The sequence below is a fragment of the Chryseobacterium salviniae genome, assembly GCF_035819015.1.
Classification (GTDB): domain Bacteria; phylum Bacteroidota; class Bacteroidia; order Flavobacteriales; family Weeksellaceae; genus Chryseobacterium; species Chryseobacterium salviniae.
In genome coordinates this window covers 170,793-188,873 of the sequence record NZ_JAYLAA010000050.1, presented here as the reverse complement: position 1 = coordinate 188,873, position 18,081 = coordinate 170,793, and the positions used below count along the sequence as shown (strand labels likewise).

14 protein-coding genes are annotated in these 18,081 nt (G+C 38.7%); 4 read left to right on the top strand and 10 right to left on the bottom strand.

The window, feature by feature from the left end; all coding sequences use genetic code 11:
• Positions 1 to 39 precede the first annotated feature (39 nt).
• The 9 genes from dnaB to SOP96_RS16055 all read right to left on the bottom strand — a co-directional run bounded on the left by dnaB (position 40) and on the right by SOP96_RS16055 (position 11,287).
• Positions 40 to 1,632 carry a replicative DNA helicase gene (dnaB, locus tag SOP96_RS16095; protein WP_326321919.1) on the bottom strand — a complete coding sequence of 531 codons (1,593 nt, stop codon included), beginning with the start codon at positions 1,630 to 1,632 and terminating at the stop codon, positions 40 to 42.
• Positions 1,633 to 1,799: 167 nt separating this feature from the next.
• Positions 1,800 to 4,172, bottom strand: a complete 2,373-nt coding sequence (locus tag SOP96_RS16090) for a T9SS type B sorting domain-containing protein (protein ID WP_326321918.1) — start codon at positions 4,170 to 4,172, stop codon at positions 1,800 to 1,802.
• Positions 4,173 to 4,253: 81 nt separating this feature from the next.
• Positions 4,254 to 6,323: a T9SS type B sorting domain-containing protein gene (locus SOP96_RS16085; RefSeq protein ID WP_326321917.1), complete on the bottom strand. Its 2,070-nt coding sequence runs from the start codon at positions 6,321 to 6,323 to the stop codon at positions 4,254 to 4,256.
• A gap of 34 nt (positions 6,324 to 6,357) precedes the next feature.
• Entirely contained in the window at positions 6,358 to 6,975 is a 618-nt protein-coding gene (locus tag SOP96_RS16080) for a hypothetical protein (RefSeq protein WP_326321916.1), read from the bottom strand.
• Between the two features lie 89 nt (positions 6,976 to 7,064).
• Positions 7,065 to 8,300 carry an MFS transporter gene (locus SOP96_RS16075; protein ID WP_326321915.1) on the bottom strand — a complete coding sequence of 412 codons (1,236 nt, stop codon included), beginning with the start codon at positions 8,298 to 8,300 and terminating at the stop codon, positions 7,065 to 7,067.
• Positions 8,301 to 8,393: 93 nt separating this feature from the next.
• Positions 8,394 to 8,759 (bottom strand): hypothetical protein, encoded by a 366-nt coding sequence (locus tag SOP96_RS16070; protein WP_072883833.1) that lies wholly within the window; start codon positions 8,757 to 8,759, stop codon positions 8,394 to 8,396.
• 68 nt (positions 8,760 to 8,827) lie between these two features.
• Complete coding sequence (locus SOP96_RS16065) at positions 8,828 to 10,327, bottom strand: GH3 auxin-responsive promoter family protein (protein ID WP_326321914.1); 1,500 nt, start codon at positions 10,325 to 10,327, stop codon at positions 8,828 to 8,830.
• A 126-nt stretch (positions 10,328 to 10,453) separates the two neighbouring features.
• The gene (locus SOP96_RS16060) at positions 10,454 to 10,714 is read right to left on the bottom strand and encodes a hypothetical protein (protein WP_326321913.1); all 261 of its coding nucleotides are present in this window, start codon (positions 10,712 to 10,714) and stop codon (positions 10,454 to 10,456) included.
• 180 nt (positions 10,715 to 10,894) lie between these two features.
• On the bottom strand, positions 10,895 to 11,287 hold the full coding sequence (locus SOP96_RS16055; protein ID WP_326321912.1) for a hypothetical protein: 393 nt from the start codon (positions 11,285 to 11,287) through the stop codon (positions 10,895 to 10,897).
• A 240-nt stretch (positions 11,288 to 11,527) separates the two neighbouring features.
• On the opposite strand from SOP96_RS16055, the gene mfd reads away from it, so the two are divergent.
• From mfd to pth, 4 genes are all read left to right on the top strand, one after another.
• The gene (mfd, locus tag SOP96_RS16050; RefSeq protein WP_326321911.1) at positions 11,528 to 14,896 is read left to right on the top strand and encodes a transcription-repair coupling factor; all 3,369 of its coding nucleotides are present in this window, start codon (positions 11,528 to 11,530) and stop codon (positions 14,894 to 14,896) included.
• 139 nt (positions 14,897 to 15,035) lie between these two features.
• Positions 15,036 to 15,890 carry a hypothetical protein gene (locus SOP96_RS16045; RefSeq protein WP_326321910.1) on the top strand — a complete coding sequence of 285 codons (855 nt, stop codon included), beginning with the start codon at positions 15,036 to 15,038 and terminating at the stop codon, positions 15,888 to 15,890.
• A 102-nt stretch (positions 15,891 to 15,992) separates the two neighbouring features.
• Positions 15,993 to 16,925 (top strand): hypothetical protein, encoded by a 933-nt coding sequence (locus tag SOP96_RS16040; protein WP_326321909.1) that lies wholly within the window; start codon positions 15,993 to 15,995, stop codon positions 16,923 to 16,925.
• An 85-nt stretch (positions 16,926 to 17,010) separates the two neighbouring features.
• Positions 17,011 to 17,574, top strand: a complete 564-nt coding sequence (gene pth / locus SOP96_RS16035; RefSeq protein ID WP_326321908.1) for an aminoacyl-tRNA hydrolase — start codon at positions 17,011 to 17,013, stop codon at positions 17,572 to 17,574.
• 24 nt (positions 17,575 to 17,598) lie between these two features.
• On the opposite strand, the gene SOP96_RS16030 is transcribed toward pth, so the two are convergent.
• Positions 17,599 to 17,913 carry a hypothetical protein gene (locus SOP96_RS16030; protein ID WP_326321907.1) on the bottom strand — a complete coding sequence of 105 codons (315 nt, stop codon included), beginning with the start codon at positions 17,911 to 17,913 and terminating at the stop codon, positions 17,599 to 17,601.
• Between the last annotated feature and the right edge of the window lie 168 nt (positions 17,914 to 18,081).

Here is an 18,081-nt window from a genome sequence, read left to right as displayed (position 1 = left end):
ATTTAGATTTTAAATTTCGTCTGAATCTTAGCATAATTTTTAAAAAGGAAAATCATCATCATCATCAAGATCATTCATGGAAGATCCTGATACCTGAGAATTGTTCGGAAGATCAAAGGCTGCTCCCGGCTGTATGGTTGTTTTAATTTTATCGAAACCGCTCGGCTCATTAGATCCTAAGTTTGAAGGATATCCGCCGCCCATTCCTCCGTCAAAAGCCGCTTCAATATCCCCGAATTTAGCAAAATGCTTCAAAAAGGATAAACGCACATCGGCAGTTGCACCATTCCTGTGTTTTGCAATAATAAGCTCAGCCTGGTTTTCCGTTGAGGTTTCCTGTCCTTCTTCGTCATTATCCCAAACCGTAATTTTATAATATTCCGGTCTGAAGATGAATGATACGATATCCGCATCCTGCTCAATTGCTCCGGATTCCCTGAGATCGGAAAGCTGCGGCCTTTTTCCGGGACGTGTTTCCACACTACGCGAAAGCTGTGAAAGAGCAATTACCGGTACGTTAAGTTCTTTTGCAATGGCTTTGAGTGATCTTGAAATCATGGAAATTTCCTGCTCACGGTTTCCTGTTCCTTTTCCTCCGCTACCGGCGGTCATCAGCTGAAGATAATCGACCATGATGAGTCGTACACCATGCTGCATTACCAGTCTTCGGCATTTTGCACGGAAATCGAAGATGGAAAGGGAAGGTGTCTCATCGATATACAGCGGAGCATTTTCCAGTTCTGATACGTTGGAGAACAATCTTTGCCATTCTTCGTCGTCCAGTGTTCCTTTTCGTAATTTTTCAGAAGAAATTCTTGTTTCTGAAGCAATCATTCTGGTGATAAGCTGTACGGAAGCCATCTCGAGAGAAAACAGGGCCATCGGAATTTTATGTCCTACGGCAATATTTCTCGCCATGGAAAGTAGAAATGCCGTTTTTCCCATCGCCGGACGCGCTGCAATGATGATAAGATCGGAATTCTGCCATCCTCCCGTTTCTTTATCTACATCACGGAACCCCGAAGGAACCCCGGAAAGCCCTTCTTTATCCTTTAAAGATTTAATGGTGTCAATAGCTTGCTTTACCAATGAATTGGCCGTATCAAACCCTTTTTTGATGGTTCCGTTGGTGATCTCAAAAAACGATTGCTCGGCTTTATCCAATAATTCAAAAACGTCGGTTGATTCTTTATAGGCTGCATCAATAACGTTTGCAGATACATTAATAAGACTTCGTAAAATATATTTTTCGAGAATAACCCGAACATGGTATTCAATATGAGCTGATGAGCTTACGCCCATGGTAAGATCAATGATATAACTGTCTCCGCCGGCAAGATTTAATCTGCCATCTTTTTTCAGATCCTGGATAATGGTCATTAAGTCAACCGGCTGGTTTCCTTCGTAAAGTTTTAAAATGGTAGAAAAAATTACCTGATGTCTCGGATCATAAAAAACTTCCGGTGTGAGTAAGTCAATAGAATGGTCCAGACCCTTTTTGTCAATTAAAAAGGTTCCGATGACCAACCTTTCGAAATCCAGAGCGTTTGGCGGCATTTTTCCGTCAGCAATGGAGAGTTCTTTTGCAAAGTTTCCGTTCGTCAATGAAGATAATGTTTCTTTCTGCGCCATAGTTCTGCAAAGATAGTTTTTTTGAAAAGCAATTGAAAAATAGTATTCAACAATTTACAAGCTTAACATTGTTAAAATCTAATGAACATGGGGTTTTGTGTTGATGTGCATAAAAAAAATCACCCCTTAACAGAGGTGATTTAATTATTTGAGAATTAATCGGTTAATTAATCGATGTTTTTAACCAATACCCAACCGCTGTATTTGGTTTCGGTATTGTCTTTATCATTTTCAGTCCATGTAATAGTATACCAGTACGTACCGGTTATAATTTTCTTACCGTTGGAAGTACCATCCCAGGTATAGTTTCTGATTTTATCGGCACGGTAAAGCATGTTTCCGTATCTGTCGTACACCGTGAAAACAACATTTTTCTTATAAGATAATGCGGAATAATCTATATAATCATTTTTGTTGTCTCCATTTGGTGTAATGGCATTAATAAGATTAGGAACCGTTACCTGAACACTTATAGGATTACAATCGTAAGAATCTTTTACATACACTTTGTTTTCACCTCTCGGAAGTCCTGTGAATACATTTGAATTCTGCCAGTTGATTCCGTCAAGAGAATATTGATAAGGGCCTTTTCCTCCGGTAACAGTTACTGTGAATGAATCATTTGTAATTTCAATATTGGTAATTACCGGCTGTACGGAAGCGGTCACTTTTACCGGCTGTAGCGTCCAGCACTCACCTGTTTTTAATTTGACCCAATAAATACCTGCTGTTACATCGGAAATAGATTGGGTTGTAGCTCCTGTACTCCATTCGTACGCGTCAAATCCAGGTCCTGCATCTAAAGTTGTCTTATCTTCAATACAGATGATCTTGTCCTTTAGAACACTTGATGTTACCGGCGGCAAAACTTTAAGGTTGATTTTTGCAACGGTATAACAACCGGTATCATTAGTTACTTTTGCGTATACAACACTTGTTGTTGCAATATAAGCAGTAGGGTTCAATATTTCATTTGTTCCTGCTATAGCATCAGCCTGTGTTTTATAATATTTTTTACTGGTTCCTGTTTGTGAGTTAACATTCGCCTGTGTAAGATCAAAAGAGGCATTGTTAACAGCCGTTTCGATAAAGCACGATTCCAGAGTTGCTTCTGTTACAGTAACAACCGGGAGGTATTGTAAAGAAATCTCTGACTGCCCTGTACATCCTTGTGGATTTGTTACCCGTACATAAATTGTTTTAGGGGCAGCAGATGTATAGCTTGCAGGATTGGTAATTTCATTAGTACCAGCGTTTAGGTCTGCCTGGCTTAGATAATACTTTTTTGTAACGTTCCCCGGAGGATACACGTCTGCTGCCGTGAGATCATACAGAGCCGTTCCTGCATTGTTGTTATTACATGCTTTAAGTGTAACATTTACTGCCGGAAGCGGCGCAAAAAACTGCAATGATATTTCTGCATTTCCAAAACATCCCTGGTCTGTATTTATCTTTACATATATCGTTTTAGGAGCAGTAGAAGAATATGTTGCAGGATTGGTGATTTCATTGGTTCCTGCATTCATATCAGCTTGAGTTGGATAGTATTTTTTTGTAACACCGGTTGTGGGCGCATACACAGAAGCTGTTGTTAAATTAAAAGTACCTGTGCCTGAATTGTTATAGTTACACGAGGTAAGCGTTGCATTATTGGTGACAATATTTCCGGGAACAAATTTAATTGCACCGGTCTGGGTACAGCTGTTGATCGGGTTATTCGGGTTTGCAGGATCCTGATAATGGATGCTGTAATAATAAATAGTTGTACCGTTTATTGTAATTGGTGTCGTAATAGGGTTTGCTCCGGTAATCGCATCATTTAAATTATAATGATACGTAACCTGGAAGTTAGGGTTGCCGTTAATGATTCCAGCACTCAGTGTACTGAAATTATAAGTAGTAGGAAGCTGACACTGTACAATTTCATTTGGCCCGCCCGGGGTTGCACTTGGTGTGCCTGGAGCTACAAATGGATTCGGTGTTAAATTAGGATCGGTAAACGGAGAAGCAAGGGTAGCAGTTCCTCCCCACTGTAATGCAAAACCGGTAGTATTTGATGAAAAGTTATCTACAATGAGATAATATGTTTCGCCCGGCAAAACGTCCATATATTTTACAAAACGGTCTGAGGGATTTCCTAAATTATCGGTACCAGCTCCTTCTGAGGTGTCCAGGGAAGTCATGTTGAGTCCTGTAGGGCCTCCACCAGCAGAAAAGGAACATCTTACGGGTAATCCGAGAGCACCACACTGTACGTTGGGACCATAAACAGCCCAGTCATAATCTGTACTGGTACCTGTCGCATTAGGATTAATGACAAAAGTAAGTGTCCCTCCGGTAGCAATAGTAAATTTATACCACACAGAGTAATGTTCAGTAGACAGGCATCCTCCCAGGGGGCTTTCCTGAGTTGCTCCATGTCCGCTTGGGGTATATGACTGACCCGAATTTCCACAAACTGCAATTGCCGTAACACAGTCGGATTGCGAAAATATCATTTGTGAGAAAAATAAAACTGTCAGTAATAGTAATTTCTTCATGAGAAATGATTTTTATTATTTATTGATTGTATGTGAAAAAAACCGCTTGAAAAAGCGGTTTTTTCTCTATTATTTGTAATTCTATTCTCTGTTTTTCACCATTACCCATCCTGAGAATTTGAATGGCGTATTCTTCTTGTCATTTTCATTCCATGTGACGGTGTACCAGTAGGTTCCGGTAGGTACTTTTTTGCCTGCTGTTGTTCCGTCCCATTTGTACCCGTTAAGTTTATCGGCCTGTCCTACTTTTACGCCATATCTGTCAAAAATACTGAGCACCAAGTTTGGCTTAGATGCCAATGCTGAATAATCAATCACATCGTTTACACCATCGCCGTTAGGCGTAATAACGTTTACAAGATTCGGAACAACTACGGTAATTGTAATCGGGTCGCAGTCGTAAGCGTCTTTCACATAGATGGAGTTGTCTCCTCTCGTAACATTGGTGAAAACATTAGAATCCTGCCAGTTGATTCCATCAATAGAGTATTTGTAAGGAGTGGCTCCTCCCACAACATTTACAGTAACAGTATTGTTGGTAATATCAATATTGGAGATAACAGGCTGGTCAGACGGATAAACTTTTACAGTTTGTCTTGTAACACAATCTCCGGTTTTTAGGTCTACCCAATAGGTACCCACCGTAACATTGCTGATGGTTTGAGTTGTAGCACCCGTACTCCATGTGTAACCTGTAAATCCGGTTCCTGCATCCAGCGTTGTAGTATCCTCAATACAAATGATTTTATCATCAAGTGTATTGGAATATACTGGTGGCAGAACGATAAGGTTTACTTTAGCTACTCCGTAACATCCGTTTCCATCAGTTACTTTTATAAACACAACTCCGTTTGGAGAAATATATGTGCTTGGATTGGCAATCTGATTGGTCCCCGCCACGGCATCTGCCATTGAAGGATAGTACGTTTTCACTCCTGATTGGGTAGTTACTGGTGCTACAGTAAGATCGAACGAAGCAGTAGCAGGATTTGTTTCAATGAAACAGGATCTCAGTGTTGCTTCCGTTACGGTTACAACAGGGAAGAATGCTAATGTGATTTTTGCAGTTGCCTTACAGTCGAATGGGGAAGTCAGTAATACATAAACATCGCCTCCCGCAGAAACATATTGATACGGATTCGTAATTTCGTTGGTTCCTGCATTAAGATCCTGCAATGTAGGATAATATTTTCTTGTGACCGCAGGATCGGGATTAACATTCGCTGTTGTAAGATCAAAAACTGCGGTGCCTTGGTTATTATTATTACACTTCGTCAGCGTTACATCGGTTCCTGTTATGGCTTTTTGTATGAACTTGAAATTACCGGGAATTCTACACCTGTTGATGGCGGTAGCCGGAGCACCGGGCTCCGAATAGGTAATTGCATAATAATAAGTGTCTGTGGTATTTACCGTAATAGGCGTTGTTATCGGGTTATTTCCTGAAATTGCATCATTTTGATTATAATAATACGAAACGTTAAAGTTAGGATTATTGTTTACAATACCTGCAGTAAGGGTTGTAAAATCAAAGACAGCAGGATTTGAACAGACTACAACTTCTCTCGGAGAGTTTGGTGTAGGGCCGGGCGTTCCGGGTTCTATGAAAGGGTATGGCTGGAATGCACTGTTGAAAGGCGAAACCAGCGTAGCAGTTCCTCCCCAGTTCAGTACAAATCCGTTGGCACTTGATGAGAAGTTATCTACAATGAGATAATATGTTTGTCCTGCTACAACATTCATACTGGAACAGAATGCAGATCCTCCTGCTCCTGATGTAGTGTTTGTTGCAGTTGTATTAAGCCCTGTAGGCCCGTCTGCTGCAGAATAATTACATCTTATAGGAAATCCAAGGTTAGCACAGGTAACATTCGGCCCATATACGGCCCAATCATAGTCATCTGTGAAATTATTGGGGTTAATAACGAAGGTTAATGTACCTGAAGTTGCAATCGTAAAGGTATACCAAATGGAAAAATGTTCGGTACTTAGACACCCTCCCAAAGTTTCCAGTACATTACCGGGCCCGGTAGGTGTAAAGGATATCGGAGTGTTTCCGCAAACCTGCACATTTCCGCCACAGTCTGAACTTGACTGTGCGAAAATACTCTGGGAAATTAAAATTAAAAAAAAATATAGAGCTTTTTTCATTTTTTAGTCGTTTTAAAAGTTTTTAATCCTGAGATTAATTCATAGATGGAATCAACTGTCTGCCCCACAGAGGTGCATTTGAAGACGCATTCTTAGATTCAAGTCCCGTTGATGCCTTTTTAAACAACTTTTCAGCAATTTCTTTATTTCCGGATTTCTCTTCTAATTTGGCCTTAAGAATTGCTAACCTCGGATTTTCAGGTGCCGTTGCCTGAGCTTTAGCGATCATTTGTGAAGCGAGATCCAGATTGCTCTGAACATCTCTTGCTCCTTTAATTTCAGCTTTCTGAAGTGCGATTAAGCCTAATAAGATATCTGTTTCAGCAGCGTTGGCCTTAGAGCTGGAGGCTCCGCCATGGGCATATTTCCCGGCTATGGCATTCAAATTTGAAACGTCTGTAGAAGGAGATTTTTTAAGCTGTAATTCTGCTTTCAGGTACATGGCTACGGCAGCATAATAATATGCGTCCCATTTTTCCGAAGGTTTTGTGGAAGTAAATACGGAAAACTTTTGGAAAATTGTTTCGTAATCATTTTCTGTTTTAGCGGTGTTTACCTGCGACACAGTTTGTTTAAAGTCTTTTTCACTGTAGGTTTGTGCCTGCAGGCAAAAGCCCACTACACAGAGACAAATAAGTAGAGTTTTTTTCATGTAAGGGAATTTTATATTACAAATATAAAAAATTATTAATTTTAAATTAAAGTTTTTGCAATAAATTTAATGAATTGATCTTTATGATCTTAATATTGCATTTTTCTCAATTTTCGATTGGTTGTTCCTACAATCAGAGCAACCAGCACGGTCATTGTCCCTCCGAACACTACGGAGCGTACAACGCCCAATAATTTGGCCATCAGCCCGCTTTCAAATTGTCCCATCTCATTGCTTGACATGATGAAAATTGAATTCACGCTCAATACTCTGCCTCGTATATTGTCAGGAGTTTTTAGCTGCACGATGGTTCCTCGTATTACAACAGAAATCCCATCAAGCATTCCGCTCATCATTAGAAATAAAAATGACAGCCAATACAAGCGTGATAATCCGAAACCGACGATGCATAACCCAAATCCCGTAACTACTGCCAGTAAAATTTTACCCTGATTCTTTCTAAGCGGAATTATAGATAAAATGGCAATGATGCACATAGAACCTATGTCTGACGCTGCATTCAGCAAACCGAAACCTTCTGCGCCTACTTTAAGAATATCGGTAGCGTACACCGGTATCATAGCAACGGCACCGCCGAAAAGTACGGCAAACATATCAAGACAAAGAGCGCCAAGAATTTCTTTTGTTTTTAAAATATAAGAAATTCCTTCCTGCATACTTTCTATAACGTTAATTTCTTCTTTTTTGTATTCGGAATGTTGTTTATTTAATTGAAGAAAAAATAGAGATGCCAAAAAGATGAGTGAAATAATGACAACCAGTGTCCATTTAACTCCAAAATAACCAATGAGAAAACCACCTGCTGCGTGCCCGCAGACAGAGGAAATAAGAAATGTGGCCTGGTTTAAAGTAACCGCATTCGGAAGGTTGTCTTTTTTTACAATTTTAGGAATCATAGCAGGAGCGATGGGCCCTATAAAGGCTCTTGCAATACCGGTGAAAAATATAACCCCATAAATGAAATATGTAATCTGATGTCCCGTAAAATGCATTTCTACGTTAAAAAATGCAGGGATTAAAAGTAACCCGATTAAAAAGATATAAGCATAATTACAGATTAATAGTAATCTTTTCTTTTCATTCATATCAATTACATGGCCTGCATATAAAGCGCAGCTCACCGCAGGGATTACTTCCGAAAGACCGATCAGGCCGATTGAAAAAGGATCTTTTGTGAGCTGATACACCCACCAGCCTAATAAAGTGGCGAGCATCCTGAAGGCAAGAACAATAAAAAATCTTCCTGTAAGAAGGTTTCTGAACTCAGCATTTTTCAATGTCTGTAACGGGGTAAAAGAAATCATTCCACAAAAATAGCCTCAAATATGGATTTTAGGCTATAGATATGGGATTTTTTTAAATGAAAAATTGAATGGCTTCTAAAAGATACAATCTATTTAGTTGTCTGCACGGGAAGCACTGATCACCAATGCGGCAACACCGGCGGCACCGATTATGGAAGCACCGATTACGGTTTTGGCTTTTCTGCTGTCTCTCACTGCAGCTACATTAGCCTTAGGGATTGTTACAACTGTACTGTCTTTTTTACCCGCAGTTCCAATGATATTATCACCTTCCACATTGCGGAATAATATTTTTTGGTTTTCCGAACCGTCTCTCATCATTACAGTATACGTTCTTCCTGCTTCCAGATTAGAGTAATCATTTTTAGCAGTATCCATACTATATTTTGTGGTTGCACAAGATGAAATTACAAATAACGACGTCAATAAAGATGATTTTAAAAGTACAGATGCTTTCATATTATTTTTTAGTTTTACAAATTTATAATTTTTTTCGAATATACGTTTCCGGAATTGAAAAAATGTGCTTAAAGTTTGTATATTTTCAATAAATCTGCAATTTTTCTGTCATTGGCAAGCCTCGGGATTTTGTTTTGCCCGCCCAGTTTTCCCTGTGATTTTGCATATTCCTGAAAAGCATTTTTCTTCAAAGTTGTAATATGAAGTTTCTGGAGAATATTTCCCGAAATAAGATCATCATAATAAGTATTACGTTTTCTCAGCTGGTCGTCCAGTTCATTTCGGAACAGCTGAATATTTTCAGGTTGTTTTTCAAATTCAATAAACCATTCGTGATAAGGAAGGCCCTCTCCGGGATTCACCTGCGGGGCAAGGTGGAATTCGGTAATCTGTGCAGGATATTTCTCTACGGTAGCTTTCATCGCTTCCTCTACTTCAAACGCAATGACGTGTTCACCAAAAGCCGATGTGAAATGTTTCGTTCTTCCGCTCACTAAAATCCGGTGCGGATTTTTATCAATGAACCTCACCACATCGCCAATGGAATATGCCCATAATCCTGAATTTGTGGTTAAAATTAAAGCATAATCTTTATTAAGCTCAATCTCGCTCAGGGTCAGTCTTCTTGCGTTGGTTTTGCCATATTCTTCTAAAGGAATAAATTCGTAAAATATTCCGTGATTCGTCAGCAGGAGCAATCCTTCTTTTGTATAATCATCCTGAAATGCAAAAAATCCTTCCGACGCAGGAAAAGTCTGTAAAATATCCACATTTCCTCCCAGAAGCTCCTCCATCTTGTCGCGGTAAGGTTCGTAATTTACCCCTCCGGTTACAATCAGATCAAGATTAGGAAAAATCTGTTTGATTTTTTTACCATGCTTTTCAACGAGTTTTTCAAAATACATAATCAGCCATGGCGGGATCCCGGAAATAAGGGTCATGTTTTCTTTTTCTGTTTCCTGTACAATTTTATCCACTTTGGCTTCCCAGTCTTCCATAATGTTGGTTTCCCAGCTCGGGAGCCTGTTTTTTTGAAGGTATTTCGGAATGTGATGGGCTACAATCCCCGAAAGACGACCTGTCTTGATCCCGAAAACTTCTTCAAGCTCCGGGCTTCCCTGGAGAAAGATCATTTTTCCGTTTACAAAATCAGCGTTGTTTTTTTTAGCAATGTAATGAAAAAGAGCACTTTGTGCACCTTTTACCTGAAATGGCATTCCTTCCTTTGAAATAGGAATGTATTTGGATCCTGAAGTAGTGCCTGAAGTTTTGGCAAAATATTCCGGTACATCAGTCCACAGGATATTGGCCTGTCCTTTTTTTACCCTTTCAATATAAGGCTTCAGATCTTCGAAATCCGAAATTTTTACCTTATCCTGAAAATCCTTTACAGAAGTTATATTTTCAAAATCGTGTTCTCTTCCGAAAAGTGTTTTTTTAGCGGTATCCACCAGAGAAAGTAAGAGTTTCTCCTGATTTTGTTCAGCATTTTTTTTGAATTCTTCGGCATTGCGAACGTGCTTTTTTGCCCACAGCAATGCTATTTTCTTTTTAAGAAAGTTTATCATTCTTCAAATTTATAAATAACTGAAGAATCTTTGAAGCTTTCTGAACAATATCCAATAAAAAAACCGATGAATGAAGTATCACCGGTTCTCGAAATTTGATTATGAAATAACAGCTATTGATGAGTTTTACTTGTTTTCTTTGTACCTTTTATCCGGGGTGCCGTCCTTTTTGAGTTTTTTATTTTCCTTATATCTTTTGTCAGGAGTTCCGTCCTTCTTCATTTTTGCGGCTGTGGGAGTTGCTTCAGCTTTTGTCTTCACTACTTTTGAGGGCTTAGCGGACTGCGTTGTTTTTGATGCCTGATGATGATTGGCGGGAGCCGTTTGCTGAGCGGTTGCAAGGCCAAGACCAAATACTATTGACATTGCGGTAAAGAATTTTTTCATAAATGTTTTTTTTATTTAGAGAATCAAAGATAGATAAAATTCTGTTCAGGAAATTCAATTTCAGAAACTTAACTAAAGTTTATCACAGCTTAAAAAAATATTAAATACTTATCTTTATTAAAGCAAAACCTGCTTCCCTTATAAAGAAAAGCAGGTCCTAACATAATGTATGAAAAGTGGTTATCGCGTGCAGTTAGCCGTCCACGATTTTCCGTCCTTTAAATATAAAATTCTTAGTTCATTATTATCAATTCTGATGTAAGATGTTGCTGTAGATCCTACCATCACCAAAGTATTGTCTCCCTGTTGGTCAAACTCTATCCCGTTAAGATCCGGAATTCCATTCGAGAAAGAGAAATTATACTTGGTACCGCTTGCGATTTTCGTTACGAATACGCTTCCGTCATTGGAGCTAATATTGTTATCTCCGTCTGTATAGCCTACGCTACCTCTATAGGTTCCTGCAAAAAAATCATTGTTGGCGGGATCATCGTCGTCGCTGCATGATGTGATTGCCGTGACTACAAAGAATAGCATGACAAACATTCCTAAAATTCTGATTGCTTTTTTCATAATAATATTTCTTTTAATTTTTGGTAGTCTAACATTTCCAAACAATGTGCCATTTGAAAAATGGGTATTTATTTTAACTTTTTATTTAAATTTTTAGTAAAAAATTAAGATTTTCAAGTTTTAAATGCTGTTTTATACAGAACTGGCCTGATTCTGGAATGGAAATAAGTCGTATCTTTGTAAAGATCAAACGGTTTCGGAAAACTCCCGAAATCGCTTTCGTCGTTTATACCATTTTTTATGCAATTAAAAACCATTAGCGAAAAATTCCTCCCGCATCTTCTCCAGAAGGAGTTTGGAAAAGAAATTTTTATTCAGCTCGAAAGGCATCAGCATATATTCGTAAAAGGCAGCGCAGGATCGGCCGTTTCTGTTTTTGCAGCCGAACTTTTTCTCACCCGGAAAAAAACTGTTCTTTATATCGTTGATGATAAGGAAGATGCACTATATGCCAATACGGAGATGGAAGATCTTCTGGGAAAAGATAAAGTGCTGTATTTTCCGGCGACTCATCTTGAGCCGTATCAGGTGGAGAAAACCCAGAATGCAAACCTGGTTCTAAGAACAGAAGTCATTAATAAAATAACATCCGGGATATCTCCGAAAGTAATTGTGGCCTACGCAGGGGCGCTGTCGGAAAAAGTACTCAAAAAAGAAGATTTTAAAGCCATTTCCCATCATATAAAAGTCGGCGATCAGCTGGATTTCGATTTTGTGGATGAGCTTCTTAACCATTATAATTTCCAGCAGGCAGATTTCGTTTCAGAACCGGGAGAATTTTCCGTACGGGGCGGGATTGTAGATGTTTTTTCTTTTTCTAATGAAAAACCTTACCGTATTACTTTTTTCGGGAACGAAATTGAAAGCATTAAAACGTTTGATATTGAAACACAGCTTTCTATCGATAAGGTTAATGATTTTCAATTGGTTTCCAATATGAATTTTACCGTAACCGGAAGCAGGGTTTCTCTTTTGCAGCTATTACCTAAGGAAAGTTTGATCGTTTCCAAAAATGGAATTATCGGCATGCAGAAACTTAAAACATTTTACGAAAAGGCTCTGGAAAAATATGATACTTTAAATAAAGATATTGCTCACAGGTCTCCGCAGGAACTTTTTATCTCCGATCATGAATTTTTATTCGATTATAAGAAATTCACCACTATAGATTTTGGAAGCGCATCTATTGAAGGAACTATTGATCTTCATGAAGTGAAAATAGACCAGATTCCTCAGCCTTCTTTTCATAAAAATTTTGAGTTGCTGATCGAAGATCTGGAAGAAAAACAAAATAACGGTTTCGATACATGGATTTCATTTTCAGGAGAAAAACAAAAAGAAAGGCTTGAATCTATCTTTGAAGAGCTGGAGCATCAGCTTCCTTTTAAAAGTTTTAAATCTGAACTGCACGAAGGGTTTGTAGATCATGACCATAAGTTGCTGGTGTACACGGATCACCAGATTTTCGACCGTTACCAGCGGTATAAAGCAAAGAATACATTTGCCAAATCGGAACAGCTAACCCTGAAAGATTTAATGTCTCTGAAAATAGGAGATTATATTGCCCATATCGACCACGGTATCGGAAAATTCATGGGATTGGTAAAAGTAAACAATGATGGGAAAATTCAGGAATGCTTTAAACTTACTTATAAAAACGGAGATTTGCTGTATGTGAGTATTCACTCGCTTCATAAAATTTCAAAATACAACGGGCCTGAAGGTCGTGAAGTGGTTTTAAGCAGACTTGGATCGCCAACCTGGAAATCTTTAAAACAGAAAACCAAAGCGAAAGTAAAGCAGATTGCTTTTGATCTTATAAAATTGTACGCCCAAAGGAAAACGGCCAAAGGTTTTGCCTATAGCCCGGATTCTTATTTGCAGAACGAGCTTGAGGCAAGTTTCATCTATGAAGACACTCCGGATCAGGAGAAAGCAACCATTGATGTGAAAAAAGATATGGAGGCAGATACGGTAATGGACAGGCTGGTGTGCGGTGATGTAGGTTTCGGGAAAACGGAAGTGGCCATCAGGGCAGCATTCAAAGCAGCAACAGACGGAAAGCAGGTTGCCGTACTGGTTCCCACCACGATTCTTGCGTTTCAGCATTACAGGAGTTTTAAAGAAAGGCTTAAAGATTTTCCGGTGAATGTTGCGTACATCAACCGTTTTAGGACAGCCAAGCAGAAATCCGAAACGTTGGATGCGCTTAAAAACGGGAAAGTAGATATTATTATCGGAACCCATCAGCTGGCTGGAAGCACTGTAAAATTCAAAGACCTGGGATTGCTCATTATTGATGAAGAACACAAGTTTGGGGTTTCCGTAAAAGATAAATTAAAAACAATGAAAAGCAATGTGGATACGCTTACGCTTACAGCAACGCCTATTCCGAGAACATTGCAGTTTTCATTAATGGCAGCAAGAGACCTTTCGGTAATCAAGACACCGCCGCCGAACAGGCAGCCGGTAGACACGCAATTGGTTGGTTTTAATGAAGAAATAATCCGGGATGCCGTTTCTTATGAGCTTCAGCGCGATGGGCAGGTATACTTTATCAACAACAGAGTTGAAAACCTGAAGGAAATTGCAGGATTGATACAGCGCCTGGTTCCGGATGCGAGAGTCATTACCGGGCACGGACAGATGGAAGGGAAACAGCTGGAAAAAAATGTCCTTGACTTCATGGAAGGAAAGTATGATGTTCTCGTTTCTACTACAATCGTTGAAAGTGGGGTAGACGTTCCGAATGCCAATACGATTTTTATTAATGATGCGCAACGTTTCGGAATGGCAGATCTCCATCAGATGAGAGGAAGGGTTGGGCGCAGCAACAGAAAGGCATTCTGTTACCTGATTACACCGCCTTATGATATGATGACCTCCGATGCAAGAAAAAGGCTGGAAGCGATCGAACAGTTTTCCGACCTGGGAAGCGGTTTCCAGATTGCCATGAAAGATCTTGAAATTCGTGGCGCCGGCGATTTGCTGGGAGCGGAGCAGAGCGGCTTTATTAATGAAATGGGATTTGAGACGTATCAGAAGCTGATGCAGGAAGCGCTTGAAGAACTGAAAGATGACCAGGAGTTTGAAAATTTATTCGAAAACGAGGAGGAACGGAATAAGCTCTTTAAAACAACAAAAGATATTAATATTGATACGGATCTTGAGCTGATGCTGCTGGATTCATACATCTCAAATACAGAGGAAAGACTATTGCTTTACCAGAAGCTTGCTGAGATTGATAATGAAAAAGATCTTGAGAAATTTGAATCTGAATTGAAAGACCGTTTCGGAGATCTTCCTGAAGAAGCTGAAAATTTACTGAAAAGCGTCAGCTTAAAATGGCTTGCCTCGGAAATCGGTTTTGAGAAGATTGTGATGAAAAACGGCGTATTTCTGGGGTATTTTCCGGGAAACCCTCAGGATAAATTTTATCAGACAGAAAAATTCAGGCATATTATTAATTATCTTACTCAAAATCCTGCTGAAGCACAGCTTAAAGAAAAAAACAGTAAAGAAGGCAATCAGCTGATGATGCGTAAAGATAAAGTACGTAATGTTGATGAGGTAAATGCTCTTTTGAAATCGATGCTGGCAAGAAATTGATTTCATTACTGATTTATCGGAATAATAAGATGAAGAAATCTAAAGGGGTCTGCTCTTTAGATTTTTTTAATTATCCTGAAATTTAAATTTTGAGGTCAAAGAAAATCAGTTATATTTGAAAGCTTAAAATTAATAACGTATGATAAAAAAGTACTTCATTTCATCTCTTGCTGTCTTAGCAATGAGTTTTTCAGTTTCATGTGACAATACTACCGAAGACCCGCCTAATCAGAATAAAAACAATTCGGGCGGTACTACAACCATTACCGGGCCAAGGATTTTGAGCAAGATTACCAATGGAAATGTTGATCAGGAAGAATATATTACCAATGCAGGTGTTCTTTCCCAGGCATTTTTGAGAGATGCAGGAAGCACCAATACCATCACGGCTACCGTTACATATTCCGGTAATAAAATCTCCACCATCAAATATCTTGATAATGTTAATCCGCATGTTATAAACAACACTTATACGCTTTCTTATACCGGAGGAAAATTATCAGAAATCAGTATGGATCAGACGGTTCTTTCTACTACCAACCACAGCGATTTTACCGTGTATTATGATGCAAACGGACAGTTGTACAGAATTGTGGAAAAGAAAAAAATGGCAGGAAGCACCAGCTATACACATTATGTTGAAAATAAATTCACCTTTGCTGCAGGCAATGTGGCAAAGCTGGATTATACGGCAATGCTGATGAGCGGCGGAAATCCGGACCCTTCAACTTCTACAGCCATGTCTTATGCCTACGATAATTATGACAGTAAAATAAATCCTTATACTACTTTACCGAAAGAATATTTCATGGTGACAGGCACATTGTTCCCTATCAGCTTTAATGCATTGTCTTCTAATAACACAGGAAAAATTACCATAATCAGTACCGGTGCGCCACAAACCAGCGTTCCGAAAACTTACCTGTATGATTCTCAGAATTACCCGGTATCGGATCCGGGGCAGATTGTAAAATATGTGTATAAACCTTTATAAGTATATTTTATCTTTATTAGTTTTATTTGAAAAGGAATAAAAACATGATTTTTATTCAAAAAAAAACTATATTTGTGAAAAAATAAATAATCCCACCTTGGAATGAAAAGACTTTTTTATTTTGTTTTGCTTTTAGTAGGTATTTCTGCAGTTCATTCTTGTAAAGATTTGGCAGATGAAGACGGAAATCCACTGCTTGATATCAACAATAACACCGGGCTTAACGGTGCACGTGCGCTTTACAGAGAGATTACAGATGCAGATACACTGGCCACATATTATTATAACGGCCTTCAGGTATCAAGAGTGATTACAAGAAAAGCCTCAGTGACGGATGTACAGTACAGTGGAGATAAAATAAGCAGAGTAACCTTCAAAGGTTTTCTGGATGGCGATAATGACGGTGATCCGGATGCAGACAGCACTTCCTACGAACAACAGTTTACTTACGGGAATACAGGAAGATTAGAAATTATTTCCGAAACCCGCTCTGTATATGAGAAAACACCTCCGGTACCGCCTTCTACTACTCCGGGACCCTGGGTGATTCTTAGAAAATCAAAAACAATTTATAATCTTACATACAGTTCTACCACTTCAAAACTGGCTAAGATTGTTATGCAGACAGGCAATGAAACAATAGGCACTCCTTTTGCGTATAGTAATTTTTCAGAAACAACGTATGAATATTCCGGAGATAATGTAACCAAAGTAATAAGAGGGTATGGCCCAATTGCAGGAGGCGTTTTCGGGGCTGTAAATACGAGATATGGTTATGAATACTCCGATTATGATGCGCAGATTAATCCCTTTACTTTACTGCCAATGGCTTATAAAATTTCAAGATTATTATCTACCGAGCAGAATGATTTTGAAAGCTGGATACTGTCTCCAAACAGCCCTAAAAGGAAATCGGTAACCGATCTTATGGTGCCTGTACCTATGCCGGCAGTTGTCTCTACAAATTATAATTACGATGCTCAGACCTATATGAGAAGAGGTTATGGCATAAATTATATTTACAAACCATTATAAGAATAATCTTTAAAATATAATAAAACTCAATCTTTACAGGTTGAGTTTTTTGTTTTAATACCTTAATTTTGCAAAAAATTTCTTAATGAAATATTTAATTGTAGGCCTCGGAAATAAAGGCCCGGAATATGAAAATACCCGCCACAACATAGGCTTTAAAGTTGCGGATAAAATTGCGGAAAATCTGGAAGCTCCTTTTAAAAGTACAAACTTCGGTTGGATGGCAGACGGAAAGTACAAAGGACGCAGAGTGTTGGTTTTAAAACCTGATACTTATATGAACCTTTCAGGAAATGCCGTAAAATACTGGATGCATAAAGAAAATATTCCCTTGGAAAATGTATTAATCGTGACGGATGATCTTGCGCTTCCCTTCGGAACGTTAAGAATGAAAGGAAAGGGATCTGATGCAGGGCACAATGGATTGAAAAATATTAATGAAGTGCTTCAGACACAGAATTATGCAAGGCTTCGTTTCGGGATTTCGGCAGACTTTTCCGAAGGCAGGCAGGTTGATTATGTTCTCGGAACATGGGATGAAGAAGAAAATGCAGCCCTTCCGGAAAGAATAGAAAAGTTTTCTAAAGCGAGCCTGTCATTTGTATTTGCAGGAATCAGCAACACGATGTCTGCTTTCAACGGGAAATAATGCAGCGCGTTATGTTAAAACAGATTATCTTTTGTATACGGTAATGTCCATCACTATCTTTTTTTCAAGAAAATTCTTTTCGTTGGGAGTAAAGCGGTAATTATGTTCCTCTTCAAAAAACTCCAACGGTGTGGTTGCGGTATCATCTGCCTTCCATTTAATGATCATCATAACATTATTCACGGAATTGATGTCTTTATCTGAAAATGAAAAAGAAGTGCTTGGAAGAGGGTTATACATATCTTCTCTAAACTCGGATTTTGCTTTTTGAGGCTGCATCTGAACCATATCTTTTAACAAAAGAGAAAACGGTTTGCCAATATATTTTTCTTTATTCATTTCAAATTTTTTTGCGTAAGCCAGCGTATCTGTTATTGCTTTTTTGCCGGAAATTTGCTGAGATTTAACGAAACAATTCATTAAAATAAAAAGTATGGTAAGTGATAATTTTATTGATGCAGACATGATTAATTTTCGGGTTTTTATCATTCAAAAGTAAGAATTTAA

What these genes read in the sequence shown, in the direction of transcription:
- dnaB (WP_326321919.1), bottom strand. Translation starts at nt 1,632, where the DNA reads ATGGCGCAGAAAGAAACATTATCTTCATTGACGAACGGAAACTTTGCA.
- SOP96_RS16090 (WP_326321918.1), bottom strand. Translation starts at nt 4,172, where the DNA reads ATGAAGAAATTACTATTACTGACAGTTTTATTTTTCTCACAAATGATA.
- SOP96_RS16085 (WP_326321917.1), bottom strand. Translation starts at nt 6,323, where the DNA reads ATGAAAAAAGCTCTATATTTTTTTTTAATTTTAATTTCCCAGAGTATT.
- SOP96_RS16080 (WP_326321916.1), bottom strand. Translation starts at nt 6,975, where the DNA reads ATGAAAAAAACTCTACTTATTTGTCTCTGTGTAGTGGGCTTTTGCCTG.
- SOP96_RS16075 (WP_326321915.1), bottom strand. Translation starts at nt 8,300, where the DNA reads ATGATTTCTTTTACCCCGTTACAGACATTGAAAAATGCTGAGTTCAGA.
- SOP96_RS16070 (WP_072883833.1), bottom strand. Translation starts at nt 8,759, where the DNA reads ATGAAAGCATCTGTACTTTTAAAATCATCTTTATTGACGTCGTTATTT.
- SOP96_RS16065 (WP_326321914.1), bottom strand. Translation starts at nt 10,327, where the DNA reads ATGATAAACTTTCTTAAAAAGAAAATAGCATTGCTGTGGGCAAAAAAG.
- SOP96_RS16060 (WP_326321913.1), bottom strand. Translation starts at nt 10,714, where the DNA reads ATGAAAAAATTCTTTACCGCAATGTCAATAGTATTTGGTCTTGGCCTT.
- SOP96_RS16055 (WP_326321912.1), bottom strand. Translation starts at nt 11,287, where the DNA reads ATGAAAAAAGCAATCAGAATTTTAGGAATGTTTGTCATGCTATTCTTT.
- mfd (WP_326321911.1), top strand. Translation starts at nt 11,528, where the DNA reads ATGCAATTAAAAACCATTAGCGAAAAATTCCTCCCGCATCTTCTCCAG.
- SOP96_RS16045 (WP_326321910.1), top strand. Translation starts at nt 15,036, where the DNA reads ATGATAAAAAAGTACTTCATTTCATCTCTTGCTGTCTTAGCAATGAGT.
- SOP96_RS16040 (WP_326321909.1), top strand. Translation starts at nt 15,993, where the DNA reads ATGAAAAGACTTTTTTATTTTGTTTTGCTTTTAGTAGGTATTTCTGCA.
- pth (WP_326321908.1), top strand. Translation starts at nt 17,011, where the DNA reads ATGAAATATTTAATTGTAGGCCTCGGAAATAAAGGCCCGGAATATGAA.
- SOP96_RS16030 (WP_326321907.1), bottom strand. Translation starts at nt 17,913, where the DNA reads ATGAATAAAGAAAAATATATTGGCAAACCGTTTTCTCTTTTGTTAAAA.